24 protein-coding genes and 2 tRNA genes are annotated in these 26049 nt (G+C 71.4%); 19 read left to right on the top strand and 7 right to left on the bottom strand.

Annotation, left to right across the window (positions count from 1 at the left end; all coding sequences use genetic code 11):
* Positions 1–797 precede the first annotated feature (797 nt).
* Positions 798–3545 (bottom strand): FAD-binding and (Fe-S)-binding domain-containing protein, encoded by a 2748-nt coding sequence (locus CJ197_RS08075; RefSeq protein ID WP_102236220.1) that lies wholly within the window; start codon positions 3543–3545, stop codon positions 798–800.
* A gap of 85 nt (positions 3546–3630) precedes the next feature.
* Here CJ197_RS08075 and glsA point away from each other — a divergent pair, with 85 nt between their 5' ends.
* From glsA to CJ197_RS08055, 4 genes are all read left to right on the top strand, one after another.
* Positions 3631–4662 carry a glutaminase A gene (gene glsA / locus CJ197_RS08070; protein ID WP_233190740.1) on the top strand — a complete coding sequence of 344 codons (1032 nt, stop codon included), beginning with the start codon at positions 3631–3633 and terminating at the stop codon, positions 4660–4662.
* Complete coding sequence (locus CJ197_RS08065; RefSeq protein WP_102236218.1) at positions 4659–4847, top strand: hypothetical protein; 189 nt, start codon at positions 4659–4661, stop codon at positions 4845–4847. The genes glsA and CJ197_RS08065 overlap by 4 nt, the downstream gene beginning before the upstream one ends.
* Before the next feature lie 352 nt (positions 4848–5199).
* A complete protein-coding gene (locus CJ197_RS08060; RefSeq protein ID WP_102236217.1) occupies positions 5200–6030 on the top strand; it encodes a DUF5926 family protein in 831 nt (276 codons plus the stop codon).
* Complete coding sequence (locus tag CJ197_RS08055) at positions 6027–7376, top strand: glycosyltransferase (protein ID WP_102236216.1); 1350 nt, start codon at positions 6027–6029, stop codon at positions 7374–7376. The genes CJ197_RS08060 and CJ197_RS08055 overlap by 4 nt, the downstream gene beginning before the upstream one ends.
* 1 nt (position 7377) lies before the next feature.
* Here CJ197_RS08055 and CJ197_RS08050 read toward each other — a convergent pair whose 3' ends face one another.
* Positions 7378–9411 (bottom strand): hypothetical protein, encoded by a 2034-nt coding sequence (locus CJ197_RS08050; protein WP_102236242.1) that lies wholly within the window; start codon positions 9409–9411, stop codon positions 7378–7380.
* Between the two features lie 44 nt (positions 9412–9455).
* On the opposite strand from CJ197_RS08050, the gene CJ197_RS08045 reads away from it, so the two are divergent.
* The 3 genes from CJ197_RS08045 to CJ197_RS08035 are packed head-to-tail and all read left to right on the top strand — an operon-like array spanning position 9456 to position 11420.
* The gene (locus CJ197_RS08045; protein WP_102236215.1) at positions 9456–9866 is read left to right on the top strand and encodes a GntR family transcriptional regulator; all 411 of its coding nucleotides are present in this window, start codon (positions 9456–9458) and stop codon (positions 9864–9866) included.
* A 17-nt stretch (positions 9867–9883) separates the two neighbouring features.
* Positions 9884–10864, top strand: a complete 981-nt coding sequence (gene pheA, locus CJ197_RS08040; RefSeq protein ID WP_102236214.1) for a prephenate dehydratase — start codon at positions 9884–9886, stop codon at positions 10862–10864.
* 1 nt (position 10865) lies between these two features.
* Positions 10866–11420, top strand: a complete 555-nt coding sequence (locus CJ197_RS08035; protein WP_102236213.1) for a YdeI/OmpD-associated family protein — start codon at positions 10866–10868, stop codon at positions 11418–11420.
* A gap of 10 nt (positions 11421–11430) precedes the next feature.
* On the opposite strand, the gene CJ197_RS08030 is transcribed toward CJ197_RS08035, so the two are convergent.
* Positions 11431–12645 (bottom strand): diacylglycerol kinase family protein, encoded by a 1215-nt coding sequence (locus CJ197_RS08030; protein WP_102236212.1) that lies wholly within the window; start codon positions 12643–12645, stop codon positions 11431–11433.
* A 72-nt stretch (positions 12646–12717) separates the two neighbouring features.
* On the opposite strand from CJ197_RS08030, the gene serS reads away from it, so the two are divergent.
* The gene (serS, locus tag CJ197_RS08025) at positions 12718–13980 is read left to right on the top strand and encodes a serine--tRNA ligase (protein ID WP_102236211.1); all 1263 of its coding nucleotides are present in this window, start codon (positions 12718–12720) and stop codon (positions 13978–13980) included.
* A 100-nt stretch (positions 13981–14080) separates the two neighbouring features.
* Positions 14081–14950, top strand: a complete 870-nt coding sequence (locus tag CJ197_RS08020; protein WP_102236241.1) for an HAD family hydrolase — start codon at positions 14081–14083, stop codon at positions 14948–14950.
* A gap of 36 nt (positions 14951–14986) precedes the next feature.
* On the opposite strand, the gene CJ197_RS08015 is transcribed toward CJ197_RS08020, so the two are convergent.
* Positions 14987–15397: a hypothetical protein gene (locus CJ197_RS08015; protein ID WP_102236210.1), complete on the bottom strand. Its 411-nt coding sequence runs from the start codon at positions 15395–15397 to the stop codon at positions 14987–14989.
* A gap of 146 nt (positions 15398–15543) precedes the next feature.
* Here CJ197_RS08015 and CJ197_RS08010 point away from each other — a divergent pair, with 146 nt between their 5' ends.
* From CJ197_RS08010 to CJ197_RS08000, 3 genes are read left to right on the top strand one after another with little or no spacing between them, the layout of a single operon-like run.
* Positions 15544–16359 carry a WXG100 family type VII secretion target gene (locus tag CJ197_RS08010; RefSeq protein ID WP_102236209.1) on the top strand — a complete coding sequence of 272 codons (816 nt, stop codon included), beginning with the start codon at positions 15544–15546 and terminating at the stop codon, positions 16357–16359.
* A 58-nt stretch (positions 16360–16417) separates the two neighbouring features.
* Positions 16418–16921, top strand: coding sequence for a DUF1795 domain-containing protein (locus CJ197_RS08005; protein ID WP_146007731.1), 504 nt, complete (start codon positions 16418–16420; stop codon positions 16919–16921).
* A complete protein-coding gene (locus CJ197_RS08000; RefSeq protein WP_102236207.1) occupies positions 16918–17610 on the top strand; it encodes a hypothetical protein in 693 nt (230 codons plus the stop codon). Before CJ197_RS08005 ends, CJ197_RS08000 begins: the two co-directional genes overlap by 4 nt.
* A gap of 21 nt (positions 17611–17631) precedes the next feature.
* Here the strand turns inward: CJ197_RS08000 and CJ197_RS07995 are convergent, their stop codons facing one another.
* Positions 17632–18606: an NAD(P)H-quinone oxidoreductase gene (locus CJ197_RS07995; protein WP_102236206.1), complete on the bottom strand. Its 975-nt coding sequence runs from the start codon at positions 18604–18606 to the stop codon at positions 17632–17634.
* An 87-nt stretch (positions 18607–18693) separates the two neighbouring features.
* Between CJ197_RS07995 and CJ197_RS07990 the strand changes: the two genes are divergently transcribed.
* Positions 18694–18781: transfer RNA gene (locus CJ197_RS07990), tRNA-Ser, on the top strand.
* A 41-nt stretch (positions 18782–18822) separates the two neighbouring features.
* Here the strand turns inward: CJ197_RS07990 and CJ197_RS07985 are convergent.
* On the bottom strand, positions 18823–19002 hold the full coding sequence (locus CJ197_RS07985) for a hypothetical protein (RefSeq protein WP_102236205.1): 180 nt from the start codon (positions 19000–19002) through the stop codon (positions 18823–18825).
* Here CJ197_RS07985 and CJ197_RS07980 point away from each other — a divergent pair.
* The 5 genes from CJ197_RS07980 (at position 19001) to CJ197_RS07960 (ending at position 23991) form a co-directional block, all read left to right on the top strand.
* The gene (locus tag CJ197_RS07980) at positions 19001–20665 is read left to right on the top strand and encodes a phosphoenolpyruvate--protein phosphotransferase (RefSeq protein WP_102236204.1); all 1665 of its coding nucleotides are present in this window, start codon (positions 19001–19003) and stop codon (positions 20663–20665) included. The two genes, CJ197_RS07985 and CJ197_RS07980, sit on opposite strands and share 2 nt — an antisense overlap.
* Positions 20666–20779: 114 nt before the next feature.
* Positions 20780–21403, top strand: a complete 624-nt coding sequence (locus tag CJ197_RS07975) for a biotin transporter BioY (protein ID WP_102236203.1) — start codon at positions 20780–20782, stop codon at positions 21401–21403.
* Positions 21404–21420: 17 nt separating this feature from the next.
* Positions 21421–23148: a TrkA family potassium uptake protein gene (locus tag CJ197_RS07970; RefSeq protein WP_102236202.1), complete on the top strand. Its 1728-nt coding sequence runs from the start codon at positions 21421–21423 to the stop codon at positions 23146–23148.
* 138 nt (positions 23149–23286) lie between these two features.
* Positions 23287–23772, top strand: a complete 486-nt coding sequence (locus CJ197_RS07965; protein WP_102236201.1) for a peroxiredoxin — start codon at positions 23287–23289, stop codon at positions 23770–23772.
* Positions 23773–23901: 129 nt separating this feature from the next.
* A tRNA-Ser gene (locus tag CJ197_RS07960) sits at positions 23902–23991 on the top strand.
* Between the two features lie 91 nt (positions 23992–24082).
* On the opposite strand, the gene CJ197_RS07955 is transcribed toward CJ197_RS07960, so the two are convergent.
* The gene (locus CJ197_RS07955) at positions 24083–24856 is read right to left on the bottom strand and encodes a GntR family transcriptional regulator (protein ID WP_102236200.1); all 774 of its coding nucleotides are present in this window, start codon (positions 24854–24856) and stop codon (positions 24083–24085) included.
* A gap of 235 nt (positions 24857–25091) precedes the next feature.
* Between CJ197_RS07955 and CJ197_RS07950 the strand changes: the two genes are divergently transcribed.
* On the top strand, positions 25092–26012 hold the full coding sequence (locus CJ197_RS07950; protein ID WP_102236199.1) for a transporter substrate-binding domain-containing protein: 921 nt from the start codon (positions 25092–25094) through the stop codon (positions 26010–26012).
* Positions 26013–26049: the final 37 nt, after the last annotated feature.

Below are 26049 nucleotides of genomic sequence, written 5' to 3'. Positions count from 1 at the left end.
AGCCCGCTTTCGAGGCCGTCGAGATCTCCGACCTGTCACTGAACGACAACCCCACCCGCGCCATCCGCACACTCCACCGATCAGACCCCCGCCGACCGGGGGTGTTGCTTCGACGCTATGACACCACGCGGCCGCGAACCAGCTCTGCCCGGCTGTACATCATCGAGTCCCATCACGCACCCCCTTTCCGGCGCCACATCGAACCTTTCCGAACACCTCCATGATCCCACCCAAACCCCACCCACGGAAGGCCTCGCAGCAAATGTGGACAAATTTGTGGATAAACCCCCACTGTGGAGGAAAGGCCGCAATGTCCCTCCACATCTCACGGCGAATTCACCGCGGCGCACAGGCCGCCATCCACAGTCATATCCACAGGTGGACGACTTATCCACTGCCCACGACTCGTCTGTCGGAGGCATGTGGTAATAGGGACTACGCACCTGTCGCGCCGCGTTGCGGGCCTCTGATGTAAGGCTGTGGAATGACTCTTCGGCGCCGCGTCGGGAGTGTCGAAACAATGTTCGATACGCGCCCCGAGTCCCTGGTGTCATCTGCTGCGCGTTACCGGCTCGCGCGGCAGGGTCCTCCGCGGCACTGGAGCCTGTGGCCCGACGTCGCGCGGCACTGGTTCCCGCAGCGCCGCGTGGTACGGCAGTGCTCTACCTCGACCAAGACTCCCTAGCTCCCGCGGCGCCACGATGCACGGCAGCGCCCAGCCCCGGCAGCGCCCAGCCCCGGCACCATCCCGCGTGGTACGGCAGCGTTCTACCCCGCCGCCCCGGCCCCACCACCGATCACGCCCCGCCGGTGACCTCCGCGAGCAGCTCGAGCACATGCCGGTACGGCTTCCCCGTCGCCGAGGTCATGCCCATCTCGCAGGTCCGGTTCGCCGAGACGTACCAGTCCGTCTCCCGCTGCCCCACCTCGGCGGCCTCCGCGGCGGTGGCGGATGCCGTGAGCTCCGGGTGCAGCATCCCGCGGTCTCCCGCGTAACCGCAGCAGCCCCAGGCCACCGGCACCACAACCTCCTCCGCGCAGGCCTCGGCGATCGCCACCAGATCCTCGGTGGCTCCCAAATGTGTGGTCGAGCAGGTGGGATGCACCGTCACCGACCCGACTTTCTTCCGCACCGTGAGCCGTCCCAGCAGCTCTCGCCGCACGAACGTCACTGCGTCGATGACCTGCGCGTTCGTGTCCTCGAGCAGCCCGGCAATGCCCTCGGTGCAGCTCGCGGCATCGACCACCACCACATCGGCCTCACCAAGCACATCCCGCACCTGCGTGCGCATCCGCTCCTTCGCCGCGCGCATGCCCTTGGAGGAGAACGGCGTGCCGCAGCACAGGGACGCCGCGCCCTCGGGAACCACCAGGCGCACCCCCGCCCGCTGAGCCAGGACCGACACGGCCTCCGGCACGCCGGGCCCCGCATCGGCCCCGAACATGGTGTGCACGCAGGCCGGTAGGTACACCGCGGCCATCGGGCCGCCCGCATCCCCGCGCGCGCCCGGCGTCCGTCGGCCCCCACCTCGTCGCGGCAGCTCCGGCCGATACTCCGGCACCACATCCCGCGGCAGCACCGCCCGCGCCATCCCGGTCGCCGCGCGCGGCAGCACCGCGGGCATCGCCCCGGCCACACTCACGGCCGCCGATGCCGCCCGCGTCACCGTGTCCCAGTGCCCGGCGGCGGCCTTCCACCCGGCCCCCACTGCGGCCCCATTCCGTTCGGCGCGCAGGCGTCGCACCAGGTCACCGGTGTTGATGCCGACGGGGCAGGCGGTCAGGCACATGCCGTCTACGGCGCAGGTCTGCTCGCCCTGATACTCGTACGACTCTCGGATCGCCGCCGCCGTCGCAGTATCACCGCGCTGTTCGGCGAGCTCCGCATCGCGCCGCAGCACGATCCGCTGCCGCGGCGTGAGCGTGAGGTCCTTGCTGGGGCACACCGGCTCGCAGTACCCGCACTCCACGCAGCGGTCGGCCTCCTCCTCGATCCCCACCACGGGCTTCAGATCCTGCATATGGGCGTGCGGATCCTCGGTGAGCACCACCCCGGGGTTCAGGATCCCCGCCGGATCCACCAGCTGCTTGAGCTCGCGCATCACCGCATACAGCTCCGGCCCGTACTGCCGCTCGACGAACGGCGCCATGACCCGGCCGGTACCGTGCTCGGCCTTGAGGTTCCCGCCCGCGCCGAGCACCAGCTCCACCATGTCCTCGGTGAACGCCTCCAGCCGCGCTCCACCCGCGCCCAGCTGCTCGTTCAGCAGGAAGTGGATATTGCCGTCCTTCGCGTGCCCGAAGATCACGGACCCGTCGTAGCCGTGCGCCGCGAACAGATCCTGTAGCCCGCGGCACGTGCCCTCAAGCTGCGGCACCGGCACCACCACGTCCTCCAGCAGCGCCGTCGAGCCCGACGGGCGTGCCCCCGCCACCGCCGCATACAGGCCCTTCCGGGTGGTCCACAGGGAGGTGCGCCGCCCCGCCTCGGTGGTCATCTCCAGGGGGGCCGACGGGCCCAGCCGCTCAGCCAGCGTGAGCGCCGCACCGCAGCGTTCCTCGAGCTCAGCGGCGGTATCCGCCCGTTGCTCCACCAACAGCGCCGCATGCTCGTCCACGGCGAGCCCCGTGATCTCCTGCGGCGCCCCCGTAAGCTCCTGCGCCACCTGCAGGGAGCGGGCATCGAGCAGTTCGGCGGTTGCGAAACCGGCCTCCACCACCTCCGGCAGCGCCGCCGTGGCCGCCTGCAGCGAGGGCAGCACCAGCAGCCCGGTGGCCACCTGCGCGGGGATCGGCACGGTGCGAAAGGTCGCGGAGGAGACGAAGGCGAGCGTCCCCTCGGAGCCGACGATCAGATGCGCGAGCACCTGCACCGGCTCCTCGAAATCCAGCAGCGCGTTGATGCCGTAGCCCATCGTGTTCTTCAGAGCGAACCGCTCACGGATCACCCGGACGGACTCCGCCGAATCCCGCACTCGCCGCATCAGCCGCACCAGGCCCTCATGCAGGGCAGGCTCCTCGCGCCGCAGGCGCTCATCGGCCCCCGGCGCCGCGGTGTCCACCACCGTGCCGGACGGCAGCACGAACCGTAGCGACTCCAGGGTGCGGTAGGAATTCTCGGTGATCCCCGCGGCCATGCCGGAGGAGTTGTTGGCGATCACCCCGCCGATCGTGCACGCCACCTCGCTCGCCGGGTCGGGGCCCAGCCGCCGCCCGTGCCGCAGCAGATGCGCATTGACCTGCCGCAGCGTCGCACCCGGCCCCACGCGCACGCGCGCCCCGTCGTCGAGCACCTCGATATCGCGGAAGCCGGTGCGGACATCGGCCAGCACCGCCGCGGACTGCGCCTGCCCGGACAGGCTCGTCCCGCCGGAACGGAAGGTCAGGGGCCGACGGGTGCGCGTGGCCTCCCGCAGCAGCGCCACCACCTCGCCTTCGCTGGCCGGGGCGGTGACCGCCTCGGGGATCAGCAGGTAGTGCGAGGCGTCATGCGCGAGGGCGTGGCGCGCCACGAGGTCGGTGTCCAGCATCGGCGTCGAGCTCATACCTCACGGTATCCCGAGGTGCGCCGGCCAGGCCGGGTGCGGCGCACCGGGCTCGTCGGCCCCGGGTTTGGGTAGCGTCGGGCACGTGACCAGCGCGCTGAAAACCTACCTGGACCACCTTGCCGAGGGCCTTCCTCAGGCCGAGCCCATGATCGCCCCCGAGGATGCGCCCCTAGATCGGGGGATCACCGGCGGTGCGGAGTCCGACGGGGAGATCCCCGCGCTCTCGCGGCTGTCCGGGGCGCGCGAGGACCATCTGGGGATCGCGGTCTGCGGGACCGACGGGACGGTGGCCGCGGCGGGGACCGACCACGCCTTCCCGCTGCAGTCCATCTCCAAGGCCTTCGCTTACGGTGCGGCGATCGACCTGCACGGTCTGGAGTACGTGGTCGAGCATGTCGATGAGGAGCCCTCCGGTGAGGAGTTCAATGCCCTGAGCCTGGACGCCCGCACCAAGAAGCCCAAGAACCCGCTGGTGAACATCGGGGCGATCCGCACCCACGCGATGCTCGGCACGAGCCGTGAGGAGCGCGTCGAGCGGTTGCGGAAGATTCTGGATGGCGCCGCGGGCCGGGAGCTTCCGCTGCACCGGGAGACCTTCGAGGAGGAGATGACCTCCTCGGACCGCAACCTCGCGCTCGCCTACATGCTGCGCGCTGCGGCGGCGATGGAGGACGACGCGGCGGAGGTCGTCGGCGGCTACACGGAATGCTGCGCCGTGCTCACCGCCGTGGAGGACCTCGCGGTGATGGCAGCGACCCTCGCCCAGGGTGGATGCAACCCGCTGACGGGTCGCCGCATCTTCTCCCGCGAGGCCGCCCGGCAGGTGCTGTCGGTCATGCTGACCTGCGGGATGTACGACAACGCGGGGGACTGGGTGAGCGACGTCGGCATGCCCGCGAAATCCGGTGTGGGCGGCGGGATCATCGCCGCGCTCCCGGGCCGTTTCGGCATCGCCACCTATGCCCCGCAGCTGGACCTGCATGGCAACTCCGTGCGCGGCACCGCCATGTTCGAGCGGATCAGCGAGGACTTCGCCCTGCACCTGCTGGACGGGGTGCCGCCCGGGGACCTCGAGGAGCGGGCTCGGGAGCTGCTGGAGGAGCGGGCGGGATGACGGTGGACCTCGCGGCTCGCGCGATGGCGCTGGGTCGAGGACTGCTGGGAGGACTGCTCGTGATCGCTGCCGCCGGATGCGGGCCGGGCGATGGTGCACTCCCCTTGCCGGAGGCGGAGGTGGAGGTCGCCGCTCTGGTCAGGGAGCTGCAGGAGGCTGTCGCCCTGGATGACGAGCTGGCATGAGAAGGGCCGACGGGGGGACACCTGGCACAGGATGACGATGGGGTCTGCCGTTGGCGCCCCGGAGAGTGGTCCACCCCGCTTGCGCTCCCCGAAGGTGACCCGACGTGGTCGGAACGGAAAAAGAGAATCGACGCTGTGCTAGAGGCTCACGGCTTGGACCCGACGGGCCGCCCGGAGTAGGTGGGCGGCTCTGCCTACGGTGTGCGAACCGAGGCTCCTGCCGGGGGCACCGTGCTCATTGAGTCGTGGAGGGGAACGACCTCCATCGCGCTGCATTCCCTGGCCGTGGAGACCGACGGCGACTGCGGCGCGTGAGGATCGCGGGGACCACGCGCCTCGGTAGACTCCCGGCATGACCTCGACCTCTCACAACGACCTGGTCCGCCGCCCCTTCGAGGGCCTGCCTCATGAGCAGGACCTGGTGGCGATGCGCCAGCTGATCCCCGCCGCGACCATGGCCGCCCGCACCACCGAGGATTACGGGCAGGTGGACGTGGAGCTCGCCACGATCCTGCCGATGACCTGGCCTGCGGTGCGCCGCACGGATGGCACCGTGACAGTCGGCATCCAGGCGCCCTATCCGGGCGGTGACCTCTCGCGCGGCATCGGCCAGGCGATCCGTCAGGCCATCGCGCAGAAAGAGGGCACCCCGGTGACCTCCGTGCAGCTTGCCGAGGACTCCCCGCGCCTGCAGGACATCCTGGACCTCGACGGCGATTTCGAGATCCAGGTGCAGGAGACCTTCGACTTCTGGCTGGACCCCAGCGCTGAGCGCACGCGCGAGATCCAGCAGGCCATCACTCAGGCGAATGACTCGATCATGCCCACGAAGCCGGTGGCGGGCCTGCCGCACGCCTACTGGGTGGATGCCGGCCCCAAGGAGCATGTGCGCTGGGTGCTGGACGCCGATGAGGACACCGTCATCGACGCGGTGACCCGCCTGCACGCCCGCCGCGAGTCCGCGATCTGCGAGGGCGCGAAGTACGTCGGATCCTTCCGCGCCGAGGGCCTCGCGATCCCCGTGTGGGACCTGCCCAAGGGCACCGGCGTCGGGCCTGTCGAGGAGGCCGCCGAGGGCTTCCGGGCCCGCTTCGAGGAGGCGCTGGCCTCCACCGAGCCGCTGACGGCGCTCGAGCGGCGGGCCCGCGGCGGCATCGTCGCCCGGCAGGTGACGCTGCGATGAGCACGGCGGGGCCGCTCACGGCGCACCGCCCCGCGCGGGTCGCCGTCGTCATCCCCGCCAAGAACGAGGCGGAGCGCATCGAGGCAACCATCCGCGCCGCCCGCGCCATCACCGGCGTGGACATGGTGGTGGTGGTCGATGACGGCTCCACCGACGCGACGGCCGCCGTGGCCATGGGCACCGGCGCGCTCGTGGTCCGTCACGCGAGCAACCGCGGCAAGGCCGCCGCCATGGCGACCGGCGCGCAGATGGTCGCCATGCGCGAGGACACCGAACGCGCGGAGGGGGAGCCCACGGCCGACGGGGGTGAGCCGGACCGGACCGAGGAGCGCGTGCCCGGGCACACCGGGCCGCTGCCGGTCATCGAACCGGAGGGGCATGAGCCGCGCGCCCTGCTGTTCCTCGACGCCGATATGGGCGAATCCGCCACCGGCGCGCAGCCGCTCGTGGACGCCGTGCTGGGGGAGGGTGTGGACATGGCGATCGCGCTGCTGCCCCCGCAGGAGGGTGCCGCGGGGATGGGCATCGTGGTGCGCACGGCCCGACGCGGCATCGCCCGCGCTACCGGCTGGGAGGCCACCCAGCCGCTGTCCGGCACTCGCTGCATCACCCGTGAGACCTGGGAGGCCTGCCAGCCGCTCGCGGCCGGCTGGGGGGTGGAGACGTCCCTGTCGATCGATGCGCTGACCGCCGGGTTCTGGGTCAAGGAGGTGCCGTGCGAGCTGCACCATCGGGCCACCGGGAAGGACCTCGCCGGACAGCTGCACCGCGCCGCGCAGCTGCGTGATGTGCTGCGGGCCCTCGCCCGTCGGCGCCATCTCTCCCCGGTGGTCGAGGACGTCGAGGCAGAGGGGGGCGTGGAGGGGGCCGATGCGCCCGAGGACCCGGCAACCACCGACGCCCCGGCGTCCGCGGAGACCCCGGCAGCCCCGGAGACCCCGGCAGCCCCGGCCCGTGACGGCGCGGAGGAGACCGCTCGGGCGGAGCGGCGTCGCGCGGCCCTGGAGACGCTGCCGGTCTCCAGCACGTTCTCCGATGCGCAGACCCGTGCGCTCGGGGATCGGGATGTCGAGCACCTGGACGCGCTGCTGCGGGACCTGCCCGTGAATGGGCCGTTTGCGCCCGATGACGTCGTGTTCCTCGCCGGGGTGGATCTCGAGATGCTCGCGGTGCGGATGCATGATGCGCCGGTGACCGGGCCCTTCACCCCGGAGCAGGCGGTGATCATCGCCTCCCACCTGGAGCGGGACGAGGTGGAGATCCCATCGTCGGTGGGCACGCCGCTGTCCGCTGACGAGTACACCTCGCTCGTGATTCACGCGGCGGTCGAGGCGGAGAACAGCTGACTCAGGCGCCCGCGGGGGAGGACTCCTGCGCCCTCTCGGGGGACGTCGTGCCCGGGTCCGGGAGGACCGCCGGGAGGTGCGCAAGCCAGATCCCGAGCATCGCGGCGACCAGCACCGGCCCAGTGTCGTTCACGGCATAACCCACCCAGGCGCCAGCGACCTGCGCGATCCGCACCCGGTAGGCCACGGGATGCTGCTCATCGAGCCCCACGAGGCGCTGCAGGCGCAGGCGGCGCGGCAGCAGAATCGCGACCGACAGCGCCACGGCGAGCGCCACCACCAGCGCGAGCGCCCAGTACCCGGTGAGCATCTGCACGTTCTGCGCGAGCTTGCGGACGATCACCGCGAGCAGATCTCCGTCCAGCAGCTCGTCGATGAACTGCCCCAGGTGGGTGCGCTGCTGCGGGGGGCGCAGCCAGTCCAGGACGCTCACGCCCAAGACCACGCCCACACCCCCAGCACCGAGGGCCAGCACATGCCACACGCGCAGCCGGACCCCGGAGACCAGCAGCGCGAGCAGCCCGAAGGCCGGAATCGTCGCAAGCCCCGAGCCGAAGTCCGCCCCCATCGAGGGGGCCAGACACACCGCCGCGACGGTGCCGCCCACGAGGACCGTGGCGATCACCCGGAGCACGGGCCGATGCACGTGCAGGAACAGGCACAGCAGCGCCATCATCGTCGCGGCGAGCACGAGGCCGAACAGGTGATTGGAGAGCCCGTAGAAGCGTCCGCCGGAGATCGGCTGCGCCCCCAGCGGACTGGAGATCTGCAGATGGGAGCCGGCCGCGGATTCCAGCAGGATGATCCCCGCGATGAGAGCGGCAGCCACCCCGACGGGGCCGCTGCGATGCCGCCGCCACGGCCCGAACAACACCACCGCGGCGAGCAGGGCGCTGCCCGCCCACACCGCAGCGGTCAGCGCGAGCGCCGGATGTTCCGCCCGCCACCACGGCACGATCTGCGCGACGAGCCCGACCGGCAGGGCGAGCGGCGCGATCGTCGCCAGGGCCCGCCCCACCGCGGCCAGACGCGGCCGCCGGGCGAGCGGCGGCACCAGCAGGATCACCACCCCGATAACGCCGAGCGCCATCCAGGAGCCGAGCGCGGGCAACGTCGCCCGATCCACCAGGCGCGCCGCTTGCGAGCGATCCACCGCGAGCTGCTGCGCGGCATCGTGCGGGACGGGAACGACGCGCTGACCGGGCAGATTCCGGGTCGCGGAGGAGTCGTAGGAGGAGAGGATCGTCGGCGCCACATCAGTGAGCATGACGATCCCGTCCTGCTTCGTGGCGCCGCTACGCAGGGTCGCCGGCCCCGGGGCGCCTGTGCCGAGGGTGTCGATCGCGACCTGGAGGCCCACGGTGCGGGAGGCAACCGCGCCGGTGCGCTCCACGGCATCCGGATCCGCCGGATCGGTCGCGGCGACGGACACCAGCAGAGTGCGCAGCGGGTCATCCTCAGCCACTCCCTCCACGCCGGTCTCCGCAGCCGCGCGTGCGGCGAGCACCTGCCCCACCCGGTCATCGAGCGCCGCGAGGGCATCGGTGCGCGCGAAGTCCCCATGGTCAGGAACGGAGCCGACATCCACCAGCACGATCGTCTCCCCGGCGAGGGCCTGCTCGATCTGATCGGTGGGCACCTGGCTTGTCGCGTCGATCTCCACGGTCTCCACGGGCAGCTGCGCCCACTGATCCTCGGGCGGGGTCGGGATCCCGGCGGTGCGGGGGGCATCCTCGGCGCGGCCGCGGAAGCCCGTGCGCAGCGTCTCCAGGCCCTGCCGCTTCGTGGAGACCACCGTGGTGGAGGTTGTGTTCATCGCCGCGAGGCTCGCCCCATCGGCCAGGTCCTGCAGCGCCGGGGTGGTCTGTGCGTCCACGTCCTCCCAGGTGAGGCCCGCGGTGGCGATGACCAGGCGCACAGGCGGGGCCGGTGCCGCGGGGTCCTCGGCGCGGGCTGCCGGGGCCCCGAGCAGCAGCAGCGCGCTCGCCAGGGCGGCGAGCAGCGCGAGCAGGCGGCGGGGCGCGGCGGAAAGCATGGGGCCGATGCTACGGGGCGCGGCGCCCGCCTCGAGGTGCACGCATGAGCCATATCGTGGTGGACATGAACAACCCCACCCCGCCGTATGAGCAGGTGCGCCGCGAGATCATCGAGCAGGTCCGCACCGGTGAGCTGCAGGAGGGCGACCGCCTGCCCGCCATTCGCGTGCTCGCCTCTGATCTGGGGCTCGCCCCCGGCACCGTGGCCCGTGCCTACAAGCTCCTCGAAGAAGGGGGAGTGGTCATCACTCGCCGTGGTGCCGGCACCACCGTCGCCCCCGGCGCGCGCCAGCAGGCAGGCAAGCACGCCGCAGCGATCGCTCGCGTCTGCGGTCCTCCGGTGGATGACGAGCTGCTGGAGCTCGTCGCCGGCCCCGTTGCTGAGGCTCGCCGTCGCGGACACCAGGACAGCGAGATCCTCGCCGCGGTACGGCAGGCCCTCGCCCAGGCGTGACGCACTACCCTGCCTCCATGCGCTACGGATTCCTGGGCCCCGAGACCACCTTCACCCATCAGGCGCTCCTGCAGGCGCTCGCCGAAGCGCCCGCGCAGCAGGTGCCCGATGCGGATCCGGTGCTGCGGCCCTACTCCTCGGTGGCCGCCGCGACCGCGGACCTCATCGCCGGGGACCTCGAAGCGCTCATGGCGCCGATCGAGAACTCCGTCGAGGGCGGGGTCTCCGGCACCCTCGATGTCCTCGCCGCCACGGAGGCGATCACGATCGTCGCCGAGCAGACCGTGCCGATCACCTTCGTGCTCGCCGCCCGCGAGGACACCGCGCTCGCGGACCTCACCATCGTCTCCTCTCACCCGCACGCACAGGCCCAGGTGCAGGGCTGGCTGCGCGAGCACGTGCCCGGGGCTGATATCGCCGCCGCGTCCTCCACTGCCGCGGCCGCCCGGGACCTCGCAAGCCTTAACCCGCAGCAGGCCCGCGGTCGCGCCGCCGTCTGCTCGCCGCTCGCCGCCCAGCACTACGGGCTCGCTGTCCTCGCCGAGGGCATCGAGGACCACCAGGGGGCGGTGACCCGCTTCGTGCTGGTCACCCGGGAGGGCCGGATCCCTGCCCGCACCGGCGCGGACAAGACCACCGTGGTGGTGCAGCTGCCGCACAACCGCTCCGGCGCGCTGCTGGAGGCGCTCGAGATCCTCGCCTCCAACGGCGTGAACATGTCCCGCATCGAGTCGCGGCCCGTCGGCGACTTCCTGGGCCGCTACTCCTTCTCCATCGACCTCGAAGGTCATCTGGAGGACCGACGGGTGGCCGCCGCGCTGCGGGACCTGCACCGCCTGTGTCCCGTCGTCCACTACCTGGGCTCCTACCCACGGGTGGACGGTGCCCGGCCCACGGTGCGTGAGGATCACGTCGATGACGCGTACGACGCTGCCCGCGACTGGGTGGAGCGCCTGAGCGGCATGATCACGCCGGTCGCTGATCCGGAAGAGCGCTGACATGGCCGCGCGGCGCCACGAGCCCGCCACCGGCACCGCGCGGGTGCGCGAGATCCAGGGCCGACGGATCGCCGTGCTCGACTCAGCGCTGAGCGCCGCCCTGCCCTCCCGCGGTCAGGTCGCCGTGCACGTGGAGGTCGCCGGTTGCGACGATCCGGCGTCCGCGCAGACGGTGATCGTCGTGGAGCCCGATGGGCGCAAGGGCCACTGGCTGCGCCTCGAGGACCTGCCGATCCCGGCGACCACCTCTGAGGGAACGGAGCTGGAGCTGACCCTCACCCCGGCGGCGAGCTGGCCCGAGCCGCAGGTCCCCGCCGATCTCGCTGCCGCGCTGGAACAGGCCCCTGACGCCGCCGACCCCTGGGCGGACATCACCCCGATGGCGCGCTGGGAATGGGTGCGCTGGGTGGGTGCGACCCGCAGCGCGAGCACACGGGCGCGGCGCGTCGATGTCTCGATCGACAAGCTGCGCACCGGATCGCGCCGACCCTGCTGCTTCGACCTGTCCTCGTGCACCGACCCGGAGCTGGCCCGCAGCGGCAGACTGCCCGACTGAGCCGGGCCGCTCAGGCCCCCGTGCCGTCCGCCGCGTCCTGGATCAGATCGGAATCCTGCGGCACCCGCAGGCGCAGCGCCCCCGGATCCACGGTCGCGACGATGTGCGTCGCCTCCCGGTCCGTGTCCCCATCCAGCTGCACCATCTGCGGCTTCGTGGTGCTCACGCGGACACCGGCGGTCAGATAGCGCTCCATCGTGGAGATCCGCGGCCCGAACCGCGGCGGCCGGTAGTTCGGATTCAGCACCTGGGTGGCGATCTGGCTGAAGCCCGCCGCACCGCGCCAGCCCGCGACGACCACCTCGAGGCGGCCGTTATCGATCGTGGCATCGGGCATGAGCACCAGGCCGCCGGGCAGCTTGCCGACGTTCCCCAGCAGAACGGTGCGCGCCTTATGCGCATGCCGCGTCTCATCGGGCAGCTCCACCACCACGTCGGTGCTGCGCCCCACGAGCGCCCGCAGCCCACCGAAGATGTAGGCGATCCAGCCGATCCGCTTCTTCATCCCCTCATCGGTATTGCCGATCATCTCCGCATCGGCCCCGAAACCCGCGATCACCAGGAAGATCTTCCGCTCCGCGGAGAAGGCGGCGGAGGGGGAATCGCCCACGCGCAGCCACCCCACATCCACCGCATGGTCCTGCCCGGTCAGCGCCGCGATCATCGCGGCGGACGGGTCCTCCAGCGGGATGCCGACATTGCGGGCCAGCAGGTTGCCGGTGCCGGCGGGGATGATGCCCATCCGGGTGTCACTCCCCGCCAGGACGGAGGCGACCAGACGCACGGTGCCATCGCCACCGGCGGCCATCACCAGGTCCGCCCCATCGGCCACCGCCTGCTCAGCCTGCCCCCTGCCGGGGTCATCGATCGTGGTCTCGTAGAAGCGGACATCGGCCCCCTCGATGCGCTCCACGGCCTCGCGCACCCGGTCCTGGAAGACGTCGATGTCCTTGAACTTCGAGGGGTTCACGACCACCGCGACACGGCGCAGCCGGTTCGCGGACCTGTCCTCCTCGGCGTCCGGCTCCTCGGCGTCGTCGGCGCCGCCCGTGGTCCCGTCGCCCGTGCGCGCGGTGGCGCGGCTGGGGGAGGGGGCCGGACGACGGGCCAGGGCGCGCAGCTGCTCGCGGTCCCGGCCCTGCCCCTTCAGCACCAGGGTCACCAGGATGATCGCCACCAGTGCGAGCACGGCGGAGACCAGGGAGATCCAGAAGGTGAGGTCCATGCGGGAAAGAGTAGCCCCGCGCCGCCCGTCATGGTCCCCCGGGAGGCGTCTGCGCGCGGGTACCCTGGTGCAATGATCGATCTTCGGCTGCTGCGCGAGAACCCTGATACCGTCCGCGACGCCCAGCGGGCGCGTCGCCGTGACCCCCGCACCGTCGATGCGGTGCTCGAGGCCGACTCCCACTGGCGGGAGACCACGGCCGCCTTCGAATCCGCCCGCGCCGAGCAGAAGTCCTTCGGCAAGCAGGTCGCACAGGCTCAGGGTGAGCAGAAGCAGCAGCTGGTGGCGCAGGCCAAGGAGCTCGCCGCGGAGGTCAAGCGCCTCGAAGCGGAATCCGATCAGGCGCTCGCCACGCGCGATGCTCTGCTGCGGGACATCCCGAACATCGCCGAGGGCGCCCCGGAGGGCCTCGAGGACGACTTCACCGTCCGCGAGGTGATCGGCGAGCAGACCACCTTCGACTTCCCGGTCAAGGACCACCTGGAGGTCGCCGAGGGGCTGCGCGCGATCGACATGCAGCGCGGCGCGAAGGTCTCCGGCGCCCGCTTCTACTTCCTCACCGGCGTCGGTGCGATGCTCGAGCTGGCGATCCTCAACGCCGCGATGGACCAGGCGATCAAGGCCGGGTTCACCCCGATGATCACCCCCACCCTGGTGCTGCCCGAGGCGATGGAGGGCACCGGCTTCCTCGGCGAGCACGCCGATGAGGTCTACCACCTGGACAAGGACGATGACCTCTACCTGGTGGGCACGAGCGAGGTGGCGCTGGCCGGCTACCACAAGGACGAGATCCTGGACCTCTCGGAGGGGCCGCGCCGCTACGCCGGCTGGAGCGCCTGCTATCGCCGCGAGGCTGGCAGCTACGGCAAGGACACCCGCGGCATCATCCGCGTCCACCAGTTCCACAAGGTGGAGATGTTCTCCTACTGCCGCATCGAGGAGTCCTACGCCGAGCATGAGCGGCTGCTGGACTGGGAGCGCGAGATGATGGCGAAGATCGATGTGCCCTACCGCATCATCGACACCGCCGCCGGGGACCTCGGCACCTCCGCCGCCCGCAAGTACGACTGCGAGGCATGGATCCCCAGCCAGAACACCTACCGCGAGCTCACCTCCACCTCGAACACCACGCAGTTCCAGGCCCGCCGCCTGAACATCCGCGAGCGCACCGAGGACGGCCTGCGGCCCGTGGCGACGCTCAACGGGACGCTCGGCACCACCCGCTTCATCGTCGCGGTGCTGGAGAACCACCAGCAGGCCGACGGCTCCGTCGTGGTCCCCGAGGGTCTGCGCCCCTACCTGGGAGGCCGCGAGGTCTTCGAGGTCACCACCTGAGATGGGGCGAGCACGCGAACGCGCACGCGATGGGATCCAGCGGCTCCGACGGGCGCTGCGTCACCGCCGGTTCACCCGCCGGAAAGACACCGATGCCACGATGCCCGGCGTGAACAGCGCAACGGACACCCTGGTGAGCACCCGCGAGCAGCTTCAGGAGCACCTGCAGCCGCTGCGCGGTCAGAAGCTCCTGATCGGCCTGGACGTGGATGGCACCCTCGTGGACCACGACGGCGCCATGACCGAGCCGATGCGCACCGCCCTCCGCCGGGCCGCAACCGAGCAGACGGTGGTGATCTCCACCGGCCGGTCCATCGGCGCGACGCTGCCGATCGTCCGCGCCGCCGGCATCACCGACGGCTACGCGGTGTGCTCCAACGGCGCGGTGACCCTGCGGATCCACGAGGACGCCGACGACGGCTGGGAGGTCATCGACACCCGCTCCTTCCAGCCGGGGCATGCGCTCGCGACCCTGCGCGAGGTCGCCCCGGATGCGCACTATGCGGTCGAACTGGCCGACGGCTCCTTCCGCGCCACCCCCGGGTTCCAGGACGCAAGCTTCGGGGTGCAGGCCATCGAGAGTGACCTCGATGAGCTCATGCAGCTCGAGGCCGTGCGCGTGGTGGTGCATGTCCCGGACCTGTCCCCGCAGGAGTTCTCGAAGGTCGTCGCCGAATCCGGGGTGCACGGCGTGGAGTACGCGATCGGCTGGACGGCCTGGCTGGACATGGCCGCCCCCGGTATCTCCAAGGCCAGCGCCCTCGAGCAGATCCGCGAGCAGCTCGGGATCGAACAGGCGCACACGCTCGCCGTCGGCGACGGGTTCAACGACACCGAAATGCTCACCTGGGCCGGGGTGGGGATCGCCATGGGGCAGGCCCCGCAGGGAGTCAAGGACAGCGCCGATGCGGTCACCGCCTCGGTCTACGCCGACGGGACGGTGCTCGTGCTGGAGGGCGTGCGCGACTGAACGAGCGCTGTTGCGCCGATACAGCGAAAGCGCTGCTCAGCGCTCGCGCAGCCACGCCTTCATGGCGCGCTCCTGCTCGCGCCGCTGGTGGCGCACAGGCCGTGCCCAGCGCGGGTAGATCGCATCCGGCAGCGGGATGAACAGCATCAGCGCGAGGAACAGCGCGGCGAGCCCGAGCAGCAGTAGGGGCGCCCCGATGACCGCGAGGTACAGGCCGATGCGGGGGATCGTCACCGCGGCGAGCCCGAAGCACATCAGGCCGATCCCCGGCAGCCCGAGCACGGTCATGCGCTCATCGTTCGGAGTGCTGCCGAACTCGTTGCCCATCCAACGCCGGGCCCGGGCGGAGCGCCCAGCGCGTGCCCAGGCCGAATAGAGCAGGCAGAGCACGCCGACGAGGGCGAAGCCTGCCGCGGCGAGCAGGCGGATGATCACGGGGTCGTCCATGGTGGCAGTCTGTCATCCCGCTCGCGGTCCGGTCGTGTGCGATCGGTCCGATGGGGAGTACTCCCCATCGCGCTTGCCGTGCGTGTCCGCGAAGATGTGATGGTCATATTGGGTTGCATGAGGGGCGTGCAGTGAGCTTTTACGGGATGGATACCGAGCAGGGCGAGCAGTTCGCCCAGCTCATGGCTGATCGTCGGACGGTCATTGAGGATCGGGCCGGTCAGCTCGATGGCGTCATCCAGGGGATCGACAGCTTCTGGCGGGGAAGTGATGCGGAGCGTTTCCGTGACGAGTGGGTGCGCCTGCACGGTGCGGAGATCCGCGCTGCAGTGGAGCGCATCATGGAGCTCGCCCGGGAGCTCGCAGAACACGCTGAGGAACAGGACGTCGCCTCGGCCGATGGGTTCTTCGGCAAACTCATCGAGAACCTCAAGGACATCTTCCCTTTCGACGGTCCGCTGGAGAACCCTTTCGAGGCCTTCGGGGACTGGCGCAACTGGATGACCGGTTTCATGGACGCGGTTGGGCGCGCCGGCGATGAGATGATCAATCAGGCGTGGCGCATCTTCGCCCACGGCGGCGAAGACGCGATCGTGCCGTGGCTGCGTAACGCGTACGCCCTCAAGGGTGCCGCGAAGTATCTGGGCCCTGCGGGTGATCTCCTCACGGGCATCTTCGCGGGTGTGGACCGGTGGAACGAGGACGCGGGTGACCCCAGCCTCAGCGGTGTTGAGCGTGGTGCCCGCGCCGCCCTCGACGGAGGTGTCAACGCTGCCGGGGCCGCTGCGGGCGCCTGGGCCGGTGCCAAGGGTGGAGCCGCAGCAGGAGCGGCCATCGGGTCGATCTTCCCCGGACCCGGCACCGCTATCGGTGGCGTGGTCGGCGGCGTTGTCGGCGCGATCGGCGGTGGGATCATCGGCGGCGGCGTGGCGGATGCGGCCATAGACTGGATTCTGGGCTGAGGCGCACACGCGCCCCGCCCCGTATCGGGCTTGAGCTATCGAGGGAGCACCGCAAGCGATGAGGACCGCTGTGACCGAGCATGAGGTCGTGATCCCGGGAGTCGCTGAGGTGACTGCCCGGGTGAGCGTCCCCGCCACCTGGACCACGGAGCTGCTGGAGGAACCTCGCGTCTTCGTGGCGAGCATGCCGAGCGAGACCGCAGGCCCCTTCGGGGACAACGTGATCGTCAGCATCGAACGCCTCGGTGACGACGCCCCGGAGGACCTCGAGGAGCTGCAGGGCCTCGTGTATGCGCAGGCCTTCGCCACGGTGCCCGACTTCTACGCCCTGGATGACCGCCCGCTCGACGTAGACGGCCAGGAGGGCTGGTTCCGCGCATCCCTGCAGACCAGCCCCTCCGGTGTCACCGCCATCAACCGTCAGGTGTTCACCCGGGTGGGCGATGTGCTCATCACCCTGGCGCTGACGTCGATGGCTCTGCGCGACCGTGAGGTCACCGAGCTGTTCCAGCAGGTGCTGGACTCCCTCAGCATCATCGTCCAGGAAGGAGAGGACCGATGACGATCTCCTATGACGCAGTCACCGGGACGGTGCGCGCAACGGCCGAGGAGACCGCCGAGGCGCTTGCGCTGCTCATCGCCGATGGTCCGCTTCCGGCAGGTCTGCCTGCGGGAGACGAGGCACTGGATGCGATGCGCACCGCACTGCGCAGCCCGCTGCTGTCTGTGATCCTCACGAATTCAGGACCGGGCGGCCACCACGAGCACCACGTAACCTGCGGCCTGAACGCGGTGACCGTGCGGCGCAGTGTGGCGCGGGAGGATCTCTCGGAGATCGTCCCCGCCCCGTTCCTCACCCTGCCGGGGATGCTGACGCGGCTGCTGCGCTTCCAGCCCTGCGAGGCCCCGCTGGAGGGTGCCGCGACCATCGCGGTGGACGCCGAGCAGATCACCGCGCTCGAGTCCGATGACGCCGCTGCCCGCACTGCGGCCTGGTCGCAGCTGCATGCACAGCTGGGGGCCGATGAGAAGGCGTCCTGGCAGCTGGTGCGGATGCAGACGGCCTGGACCTCGACGGACGGCTCCCCGGCCGAGGATTTCGCGGTGTACCTGCGGGTCGAGGAATCCTGCTGGGTCCTGCTCCATGATGATGAAGCGTTCGAGCTGGTGCCGGTGCCGTCGATCACCGCCTGGGAGGCCATCATGCACACCCTGCCCGGGGCGAACGAGGTCAAAGACCCGCGATCCTGAGGCGCCTCCTGCCCGGAGCGCTCACCCCCGTCGGCGCCGCCCGTGACGACCGCCGCGCGGCGGGGCGACCTCGAGGATGACCTTGCCGAGGTGACCGCCCTCGCGCAGGATCGCGTGCGCCTCCCCGGCCTGCTCGAGTGGCAGCCGGGCATGCACCGGGATCGTCATCTCCCCGCTCTCCAGCAGTGGCCACACCACATGCCGCGTCGCCTCGATGATCGAACGGCGCACCTCCAGCGGGCGCGAGCGCAGGGTCGTGCCGACCACGCGGCCGCGCCGGGACATCAGCTCCATGATCGGCAGCTCCCCGCGCGCCCCGCCGAGCGTTCCGATGATCACCAGGCGCCCGCCCTCGCGCAGCATGCGCACGTGGTCTGTGAGTGCCGCCCCGCCGATCACATCGAGGATCACATCGACGCCGCCCTCCTCGGCGACGGCAGCGGGCAGATCCGTGGTATACCGGTCCCAGGCCACATCGGCCCCGAGATCCCGCGCCACCCCGATCGCCGCGGGGGAGCCGACGGTGGTGAGCACGTGCGCGCCCAGACTCTTCGCGAGCTGGATCGCACAGGATCCCACGCCGCCGGTGCCGCCGTGGATGAGTACCGTCTCGCCCTCATGCAGACCCGCCTCGAGCACCAGATTCGACAGCGCCGTCGCGGCGACCTCGATGATGCCTCCGGCCTCGATGACCCCCATGCCGACGGGGATCGGCAGCAGCAGGCCCTCATCGGCCGCGACCACCTCCGCGTACCCGCCGCCGGGGATCAGCGCCACGACTTCCTCCCCGGTGTCGCGCCGCCGCCCGGAGATCTCCATGCCAGGCAGCTCCGAGGCGCCGGGCGGGGGCGGGTAGTGCCCGGCCACCTGCGCGAGATCCCCGCGGTTCACACCCGCGGCGATCACGTCGATCAGCACCTCGCCCGGGTCCGGGACGGGCTCGGGCACCTCAGCCGATTCGAGCCGGTGGTCCTCGGTGATGCGCATCGCCCGCATGTCAGCTCCTCGTCTTCCAGGCGGTGGGGTCCGACGGGTGCTGCCACCCTAGTGCCGGTAGACTCATGCGGGTGCCCTACGGCACCAGGAGGGTTGTCAGAGCGGCCGAATGAGATGGTCTTGAAAACCATTGTGCAGTGACCCTGTACCGCGGGTTCGAATCCCGCACCCTCCGCGCAGGGCCCGGTGGTCACCGGGCTGCCGGGACGCGCCGTATCAGAAGCGATGGTGGCCTGCGGCGTCCCAGTCGCGGTGGCGGTCCGCCATGATCGGCACCGCGGCGACGGCGAGCACCGCCGTGACCGCGCCGGCGATGGAGCGCGACCGGGGAACGGTGTGGATCAGCGCCACGCACAGCACGATCGTCAGCAGAACCACGCGCAGGGAGGTCCCCATGAGCCGGTGCCATGGTGTGCCCGTCAGCCCCGGGCTGGCCGTGGGCCCGGTGCGGCTGCTGTCGGCGCCGGCACGCGAACCCTCCGCGAGCATCCCGCCGCTGCCCGAGCCGCAGCGGGCCCGGGACGCGCAGCGGATTCCGGCAGCTGCCGCAGAGGTGGCGCAGGACCTGCATGAGCGCGCATCCCGCGCCGAGGGGCCGGCTGGGGGGATCCTCACCGCGAGCGCCGTCATGGCCACCGACCCCGTGCTCCTCGGTGATGCGCAGGAGCGGGTGCGGCGCTGCGGTACCGCCGCCGAGCGCGCCATCTGGGAGGCTGCCGCGCAGATCGCCGATGAGCTCATCGCTCTTGGCGGTCCGATGGCCGAGCGCGCCGCCGATGTCCGCGATATCGCGCACCGGATCATCGCGGTCCTGCGCGGCGAGCCGATGCCCGGTCTGCCCACTGCCGATGAGCCGTACGTCCTGGTGGCGCGGGACCTCGCTCCCGCCGACACCGCCGAGCTGGATCCCACGCAGGTGCTGGCCCTGGTCACTGCCGAGGGCGGGCCGCTGTCCCACACCGCGATCCTCGCGCGCCGCCTGCGCCTGCCCGCCGTGGTCGCCGCCCCCGGCGTCCTCGACCTCCCGGAGGGCACGCGGGTGCACGTGGATGGCAGCACCGGCACCATCAGCACCGAGATCACCGCCGCGCAGGAGCAGCGTGCCGCCCTCGCGCTGCGCGAGCGCCCGAGCGCCCCGTCGTACCCCGGCGGCGGGGTCCAGTTCGTCGATGGCACCCGCGTCCTGCTGCACGCCAACATCGGCTCCCTCGCCGAGGCGCGCGAGGCGCTCGCTGCCGGGGCCGACGGGGTGGGCCTGCTGCGCACCGAATTCCTGTTCCTGGACCGCGAGCACGCTCCCGACATCGCCGAGCAGACCGCTTGCTACCGGGAGATCCTCGAGCTGTTCCCGGGCCGCCCCGTGGTGGTCCGCACCCTCGACGCGGGAGCCGACAAACCCCTGCCGTTCCTCAGCGGGCCCGCAGAGCCGAACCCCGCTCTGGGCGTGCGCGGCTGGCGCACCACCGCCGCCCACCCTGAGGTGCTCACCGACCAGCTCGATGCCATCGCCGCGGCCGCGTCGGCGAGCAGCGCGCAGGTCCATGTCATCGCTCCCATGATCACCACCGCCGACGAGGCCGCGCAGTTCACCGCCCAGTGCCGGGCGCGGGGCCTGGTCAGCACGGGGATCATGGTCGAGACCCCAGCCGCGGCCCTCCAGGCCGAGCAGCTGCTGGCCTGCTGCGATCTCGCCTCGATCGGCACCAATGACCTCACCCAGTACACGACCGCCGCCGACCGCCAGCTCGGCGCGCTCGCCGCGCTCGTCGACCCGTGGCAGACCGCCGTGCTGCGCCTCATCCAGGCCACCTGCGCGGGAGGTGCCGCCACCAGAATTCCCATCGGCGTGTGCGGGGAAGCCGCCGCCGACCCGCTGCTGGCTCCGGTGCTGATCGGCCTGGGCGCAGACAGCCTCTCGATGACCCCGAGCGCCCTCGGGCCCGTCGCCCACGCCCTCGGCCGCCTCTCCCGCGCGCAGATGCGCGATCTCGCCGCCCGCGCGCTCAGCGCACCCGATGCCGCGCAGGCCCGGGCGGTCGCTCGCCAGGCCCTGCCGTGAGGGCACAGCTCAGGGCGGTCCCCGCCCGTCTCACACCGCGCGGGGTGAGCCTTCTGCCGCGCACTGCGTAGGCTGTGCCCGTCCCGCCCCGCTTCCACCCCGCAAGGAGCCCCCTTGACCGCGATCGCCCACCCGGCCCGCCGCCCCGTCCTGGCAGATGCCCTAGCCGGGCACCGCACCCTCGCCCGTGACGCGATGCTCGTGCTCGCCGGTGCCGCCGTGGTGGCGCTGCTGGCACAGATCACCATCGAGCTGCCGCTGGTGCCGATCACCGGGCAGACCCTCGGGGTGCTCCTGGTGGGCGCGGCCCTCGGCGCCCGCCGCGGCGGCGCGGCACTGCTCACCTACATGCTCGCGGGCCTCGCCGGCGCCCCCGTGTTCGCCGGCTTCGCAGGCGGCCCCGCCTCCGTGCTCACCCCGAGCTTCGGCTTCATCCTCGGCTTCATCCCCGCCGCCTTCGTTGCGGGCTGGTGCGCCGAGCGGGCCTGGGACCGTCGGCCCCTTGCGGCCCTGGCTGGGTTCACTCTGGCCAGCGCCGTCCCCTTCCTCATCGGCCTGCCGTACCTCGCACTGATCCTCCAGACCGTGATCGGGGTGCCGACGGACCTGTCCGGCGTGCTCGCCGCGGGGCTGTGGCCCTTTATCCCCGGCGGCATCGTCAAGGCCGTGCTCGCCGCCGTGCTGATCCCCGTCGCCTGGCGCGGCGTGCGCGCCCTCGAGCGTCGCGGGCAGCGCTGAGCATCTGAGCACCGGCCATGGACTCCCTGGGGCCTGAGCGGCGGCGCGAGCGTGGCGGCCTGCTGGGCCGTCGCTCGCGCGGCGGCCTGGTCATCCTCGCCCTCGGGGTGGCGATGGTCACCGTGTACGCCACGGTGTTCCTCGTCATCATGGCCCGCGAGGGCCGGCCCCACTCCGTGATCAGCGCCATCTACTGGGCGATCACGACGATGTCCACCCTCGGCTACGGGGACATCACCTTCACATCCGACGCCGGACGGCTGTTCTCCCTGCTGGTGCTGTTCAGCGGCGTTGCCTACATGCTGGTGCTGCTGCCGTTCTTCGCCATCCAGTACGTGGTCACGCCCTGGCTGGACCGCCGCCGCGCCCTGCGCACCCCCCGCAAGGTGCCCGATCATCTGGGCGGCCACGTGCTGCTGGTCGGCACCGACTCGGTCACCCAAGCCTTCGCCGCTCGCGCCGAACGTTCCCGCGTCCCCGCCGTCGTCGTGCTCGAGGACGCCGCGCTCGCCGGTGACCTCCACGACCAGGGCCGACACGTCCTCGTCGGCCCCCTCGATGCCGCCACCACGTACCGCAAGGCCGGGGCGGCCCGCGCCCGTCTGGTCGTCTCCACGCTCTCCGATCACGCCAACACCAACGTCGCCTTCACCGTCCGGCAGGCCGCCCGGGATGTGCCCGTCGCGGTCACGGCCGCGAAACCCGTCTCCGTGGACGTGCTGCAGCTGGCCGGCGCCGATCATGTGCTCGAGCTCGGACAGGTGCTGGGCCGCGAGATGGCCTCGCGCGTGCTCGGCTCCACCGGGCGCTACCACGTCATCGGCTCCTTCGGCGCCACCCTCATCGCCGAGGCCGCAGCCCGGGGCACCGCCCTGGTGGGGCGCTCCCTGGGGCAGATACGGAGGGAGCTCGCGGACGGCGCCCTGATCCTCGCGATCATGCGGCAGGGCCGCCTTCGCCCCATGACCGACGACGTCCCCATCACCGGGGACACCGTCCTGGTGCTCGGCGGCACCCGGGAACAGCTCGACCGCTACGACGCGCTCTACCAGGTGCGCGGCTGCCACGAGGAGCCGGTGGTGATCCTCGGCGGCGGGCGCGTGGGCCGCGCCGCCTCCCGCGCCCTGTCCGAAGAGGGCGTGCCGAACACGATCGTGGAGCTTGAGCAGGGGCGGGTGGAGAACTCCTACTCCGTGCTCGAGGGCACCGCGAGCTACGCCGTGGTGGAGGGCGATGCGGCCGACCAGCGGGTGCTGCGCCGCGCCGGCCTGGACCAGGCCAGCGCCGTGCTGGTCACCCCGCGGGACGATGACCTGAACGTGTACCTCACGCTGTTCTGTCGGCGCCTGCGGCCCGAGCTGCAGCTGGTCTCCCGCGCCACCTACGAGCGCAATGTCGCAACGCTCTACCGGGCCGGTGCCGACTCCGTGCTGTCCTACGCCACCATCGGCGCGACCGACCTGTGGAACCATGCCGGGCTCAGCCATCGGGTGCTGATCGCCGAGGGCAGCGAGATGTTCCTCGCGCCGCGCCCCTCCTCCCTGACCCGGCGGTCCGTCGGCGATGAGCAGGTGCAGCGCCGCACCGGGTGCCGGATCGTCGGGCTGCTGGACGACGCGGGGATCCTGCACGAGAGCATCGAGGATGCTCCGTCGGGGGAGTGCCAGCTGCTGCTGCTGGGGGACCGGCACGCCGAACGGGCCTTCCGCGAGACGTACCTGGGCCGGCGGAACCCGCGGCACTGAGCCCCCGCCCCGCGCCCGCGCCCCTGCCCCCGCGCCTCCGGCCCCCGGTGGATCGGCCGTTTTGTAGCACTTCCTGGAACAGAATCGCCGAACCGCGGATACAGAACGGCCGACGCGGCCCCCGCTAGGCTCCGGGCTATGACCAGCGCATCGGATAAGCCCGTCAAGCTCGCCGTGGGGGATCCCGCCCCGTCCTTCGACCTCGCCACCGCCGGCGGTGGCCGCGTCACCCTCGAGGATCTGCGCGGTGCGCCCGCGCTGCTGTGGTTCTACCCGGCCGCGAACACGAGCCTGTGCACCCGCCAGGCCGTGGACCTGCGCGACCACCACGAGATGTTCACCGATGCCGGGTACCGCGTGGTGGGCATCAGCCCCGACGAGGTCCCGGAGCTGGATCGCTTCGTCGCCGAGCAGGAGCTCCCGTACACCCTCGCTGCCGACCCCACCCACGAGGTGATGGCCGCCTATGGCGCCTGGGGGCAGAAGAACATGTACGGCCGGATCGTCGAGGGCACCATCCGCTCCACGTTCGCGATCGACGCCGACGGCATCCTCACCTTCGTGAAGTACCGCGTGGGCACCCCGAAGCACATCGCCCTGCTGCAGGAGAAGCTGGGCCTGTGAGTCGCGGCCGGCTCACCCCGCGCCGATGGTGCCGATGCGGGCTGTGACGTGATCTGCGCGCTTCCGCTTTGGAGCACTCCCGTGCCTCCCGTATGCTGTATCGGCGTGCCGCCTTCGCGGGTGGCATCAGGAGACGTGGCAGAGCGGCCGAATGCGCTCCCCTGCTAAGGGAGTAGGTGCCGAGAAGGCGCCTCGGAGGTTCAAATCCTCTCGTCTCCGCCCTGACCGGGCCCCGGCACTGCCGGGGCCCGTTGTCGTCGCGGGGGAGTGCTCGCCGAGCGCGGGTCCGCTCAGCGCTCCACGTCCCCGCTCAGCGCGGCGGATCCTCCTCACGGTCCTCCAGATCCCCCTCGCGCAGCACCTCGGATTCCTCGGCGCCGCTGCGCAGCCGGTCGGCCAGCTCCTGCAGGTTCTCCCGCAGCACCGCGCGCGCCGCGGAAGCATCTCCGGCGCGCAGCGCCTGCAGCAGCGCCTCATGCTGCGCGGTGAGATCCGCCCGCACGCCGTAGCCGCGCGGATCGGAGAAGGCGCCCATGCGGGTGAGGATCACGATCGTGTTCATCGCCGAGACCAGGAATTGGTTCTGCGACAGCTCGGCTAAGCGCAGGTGCAGGTCCAGGTCAGCATTGCCCGCCTCGATCAGGGACCCGGCCTCGAGGGCGGCACGGCTGAGCGCGAGCTGCTCGTGCAGCGGCGCGAGCAGGGCATCGGCCCCCTCGTCATCCCCGGCCTCGCGCAGCGCCGTGACCCGGGCGGCCACCACCGAGGCGGTCTGCATCTCGATCCCCAGGCGGTAGGCGATGAAATCGCTCATCGTCGCGGCATCCATCGTGGTCACGAACAGGCCGCGGCCCGGGAACTGGGTGAGCAGCCCGTCGCGCACCAGGCGCTGGCAGGCCTCCCGCAGCGAGGAGCGCGAGATGCCCATCTGGGAGGACACCTGCACCTCGGGCACCGGGTCGCCCGGCCGCAGGTCCCCGGCATAGATCGCTTCGCGCAGCTCGAGCTCGGCCTGGTCGATGATCGAGGGCCGACGGATGGGCTGCAGCAGCGGCAGATTCACCGACCGGTGCGGAACAGGCATCGACGACCTCCTGGGACTGACGACGGATGCGCCAGGAAATCTTCTCATCCCCGCCCGCGGGATGCGCACTTCCCGGGGCCGGATCACGAGGCTGTTACGAAGCGGCAGATGACTCGACCCGCATGGCAACGGATCGGCAGCGTGGCTCCGCAGTGCCCGGATCTCGGAGTGTCCGACAATCCGCACCATCCGGAGAAACCACCGCATCCGACCATCATCGAGGGCAAGTCCTTCCATGCAGAACCGTCGCAGCTTCTTCCGCCGCAGCGGGCTCGTGCTCACCGCCGCCGCGCTCGGCACCGCCACCGCCTGCAGCCGCACCGACGGAGGTGCTGGAGGCGGCTCCGCCGCCGGCGGCGAGGGGGACGGTGATCTCCTCACCCGCCTGCAGGAGAGTGGAACCATCACCGTCGGCTTCGCCGGCGAGGCGCCCTACAGCTTCGATGAGGGCGGCGAGCTCACCGGCGCCACCGTCGCCCTGCACCGCGAGATCTTCGGTGAGCTGGGCATCGAGAACGTCGAGGGCGTCAACACCGAGTGGGGCTCGCTCATCCCGGGCCTGAACGCCGGGCGCTTCGACGCCATCAGCGCCGGCATGTCCATCCTCCCGGACCGCTGCGCCGAGGCCGCCTTCTCCGAGCCCGAGTTCCAGTACACGACCGCGCTCATGGTCCCCACCGGCAACCCCGAAGGCCTGGAGAACATGAACTCCTTTGTGGACTCCGGCCTGACCGTGGCCACCATGAGCGGCGCGATCGAATCCGACTACGCCGCCCAGTTGGGCCTGGACTCCATCGAGGTGGGTGGCCCGCAGGACGGCGTGGACGCCATCAGCTCCGGCCGCGCCGACGCCTTCGCCCTGACCGCGATCTCCCTGAACTGGCTCAAGGACAACTCGAACATCGACGTCGAGGTCACCGAGAGCTTCGTCGCCGAGATCGACGGGGTCAAGCAGGTCGGCGCCGGCGGCACCGTGTTCCGCAAGGAGGACACCAGCCTGCTGGACGCCTACAACGAGGTGCTCGCGGACATCGTCTCCGACGAGGAGCGCTACCTGTCGATCGTGGGTGACTTCGGCTTCACCGCCGAGGAGCTGCCGCCCGCGGACATGACCGCCGAGCTGCTGTGCGAGGGCGACCTCTCCTCCCTGCAGTGACCGCGGCGACCTCCCGCTCCATAGTCCTGCCCGTACT

It is taken from the genome of Brachybacterium sp. UMB0905 (assembly GCF_002871795.1).
In the GTDB taxonomy this organism is placed as follows: domain Bacteria; phylum Actinomycetota; class Actinomycetes; order Actinomycetales; family Dermabacteraceae; genus Brachybacterium.
This window is presented reverse-complemented; position numbering and strand designations above follow the sequence as displayed.

Coding starts and splice junctions, on each gene's coding strand:
- CJ197_RS08075 (WP_102236220.1), bottom strand. CDS start 3,545: ATGAGCTCGACGCCGATGCTGGACACCGACCTCGTGGCGCGCCACGCC.
- CJ197_RS08065 (WP_102236218.1), top strand. CDS start 4,659: ATGACGGTGGACCTCGCGGCTCGCGCGATGGCGCTGGGTCGAGGACTG.
- CJ197_RS08060 (WP_102236217.1), top strand. CDS start 5,200: ATGACCTCGACCTCTCACAACGACCTGGTCCGCCGCCCCTTCGAGGGC.
- CJ197_RS08055 (WP_102236216.1), top strand. CDS start 6,027: ATGAGCACGGCGGGGCCGCTCACGGCGCACCGCCCCGCGCGGGTCGCC.
- CJ197_RS08050 (WP_102236242.1), bottom strand. CDS start 9,411: ATGCTTTCCGCCGCGCCCCGCCGCCTGCTCGCGCTGCTCGCCGCCCTG.
- CJ197_RS08045 (WP_102236215.1), top strand. CDS start 9,456: ATGAGCCATATCGTGGTGGACATGAACAACCCCACCCCGCCGTATGAG.
- pheA (WP_102236214.1), top strand. CDS start 9,884: ATGCGCTACGGATTCCTGGGCCCCGAGACCACCTTCACCCATCAGGCG.
- CJ197_RS08035 (WP_102236213.1), top strand. CDS start 10,866: ATGGCCGCGCGGCGCCACGAGCCCGCCACCGGCACCGCGCGGGTGCGC.
- CJ197_RS08030 (WP_102236212.1), bottom strand. CDS start 12,645: ATGGACCTCACCTTCTGGATCTCCCTGGTCTCCGCCGTGCTCGCACTG.
- serS (WP_102236211.1), top strand. CDS start 12,718: ATGATCGATCTTCGGCTGCTGCGCGAGAACCCTGATACCGTCCGCGAC.
- CJ197_RS08020 (WP_102236241.1), top strand. CDS start 14,081: ATGCCCGGCGTGAACAGCGCAACGGACACCCTGGTGAGCACCCGCGAG.
- CJ197_RS08015 (WP_102236210.1), bottom strand. CDS start 15,397: ATGGACGACCCCGTGATCATCCGCCTGCTCGCCGCGGCAGGCTTCGCC.
- CJ197_RS08010 (WP_102236209.1), top strand. CDS start 15,544: ATGGATACCGAGCAGGGCGAGCAGTTCGCCCAGCTCATGGCTGATCGT.
- CJ197_RS08005 (WP_146007731.1), top strand. CDS start 16,418: ATGAGGACCGCTGTGACCGAGCATGAGGTCGTGATCCCGGGAGTCGCT.
- CJ197_RS08000 (WP_102236207.1), top strand. CDS start 16,918: ATGACGATCTCCTATGACGCAGTCACCGGGACGGTGCGCGCAACGGCC.
- CJ197_RS07995 (WP_102236206.1), bottom strand. CDS start 18,606: ATGCGGGCGATGCGCATCACCGAGGACCACCGGCTCGAATCGGCTGAG.
- CJ197_RS07980 (WP_102236204.1), top strand. CDS start 19,001: ATGAGCCGGTGCCATGGTGTGCCCGTCAGCCCCGGGCTGGCCGTGGGC.
- CJ197_RS07985 (WP_102236205.1), bottom strand. CDS start 19,002: ATGGGGACCTCCCTGCGCGTGGTTCTGCTGACGATCGTGCTGTGCGTG.
- CJ197_RS07970 (WP_102236202.1), top strand. CDS start 21,421: ATGGACTCCCTGGGGCCTGAGCGGCGGCGCGAGCGTGGCGGCCTGCTG.
- CJ197_RS07965 (WP_102236201.1), top strand. CDS start 23,287: ATGACCAGCGCATCGGATAAGCCCGTCAAGCTCGCCGTGGGGGATCCC.
- CJ197_RS07955 (WP_102236200.1), bottom strand. CDS start 24,856: ATGCCTGTTCCGCACCGGTCGGTGAATCTGCCGCTGCTGCAGCCCATC.
- CJ197_RS07950 (WP_102236199.1), top strand. CDS start 25,092: ATGCAGAACCGTCGCAGCTTCTTCCGCCGCAGCGGGCTCGTGCTCACC.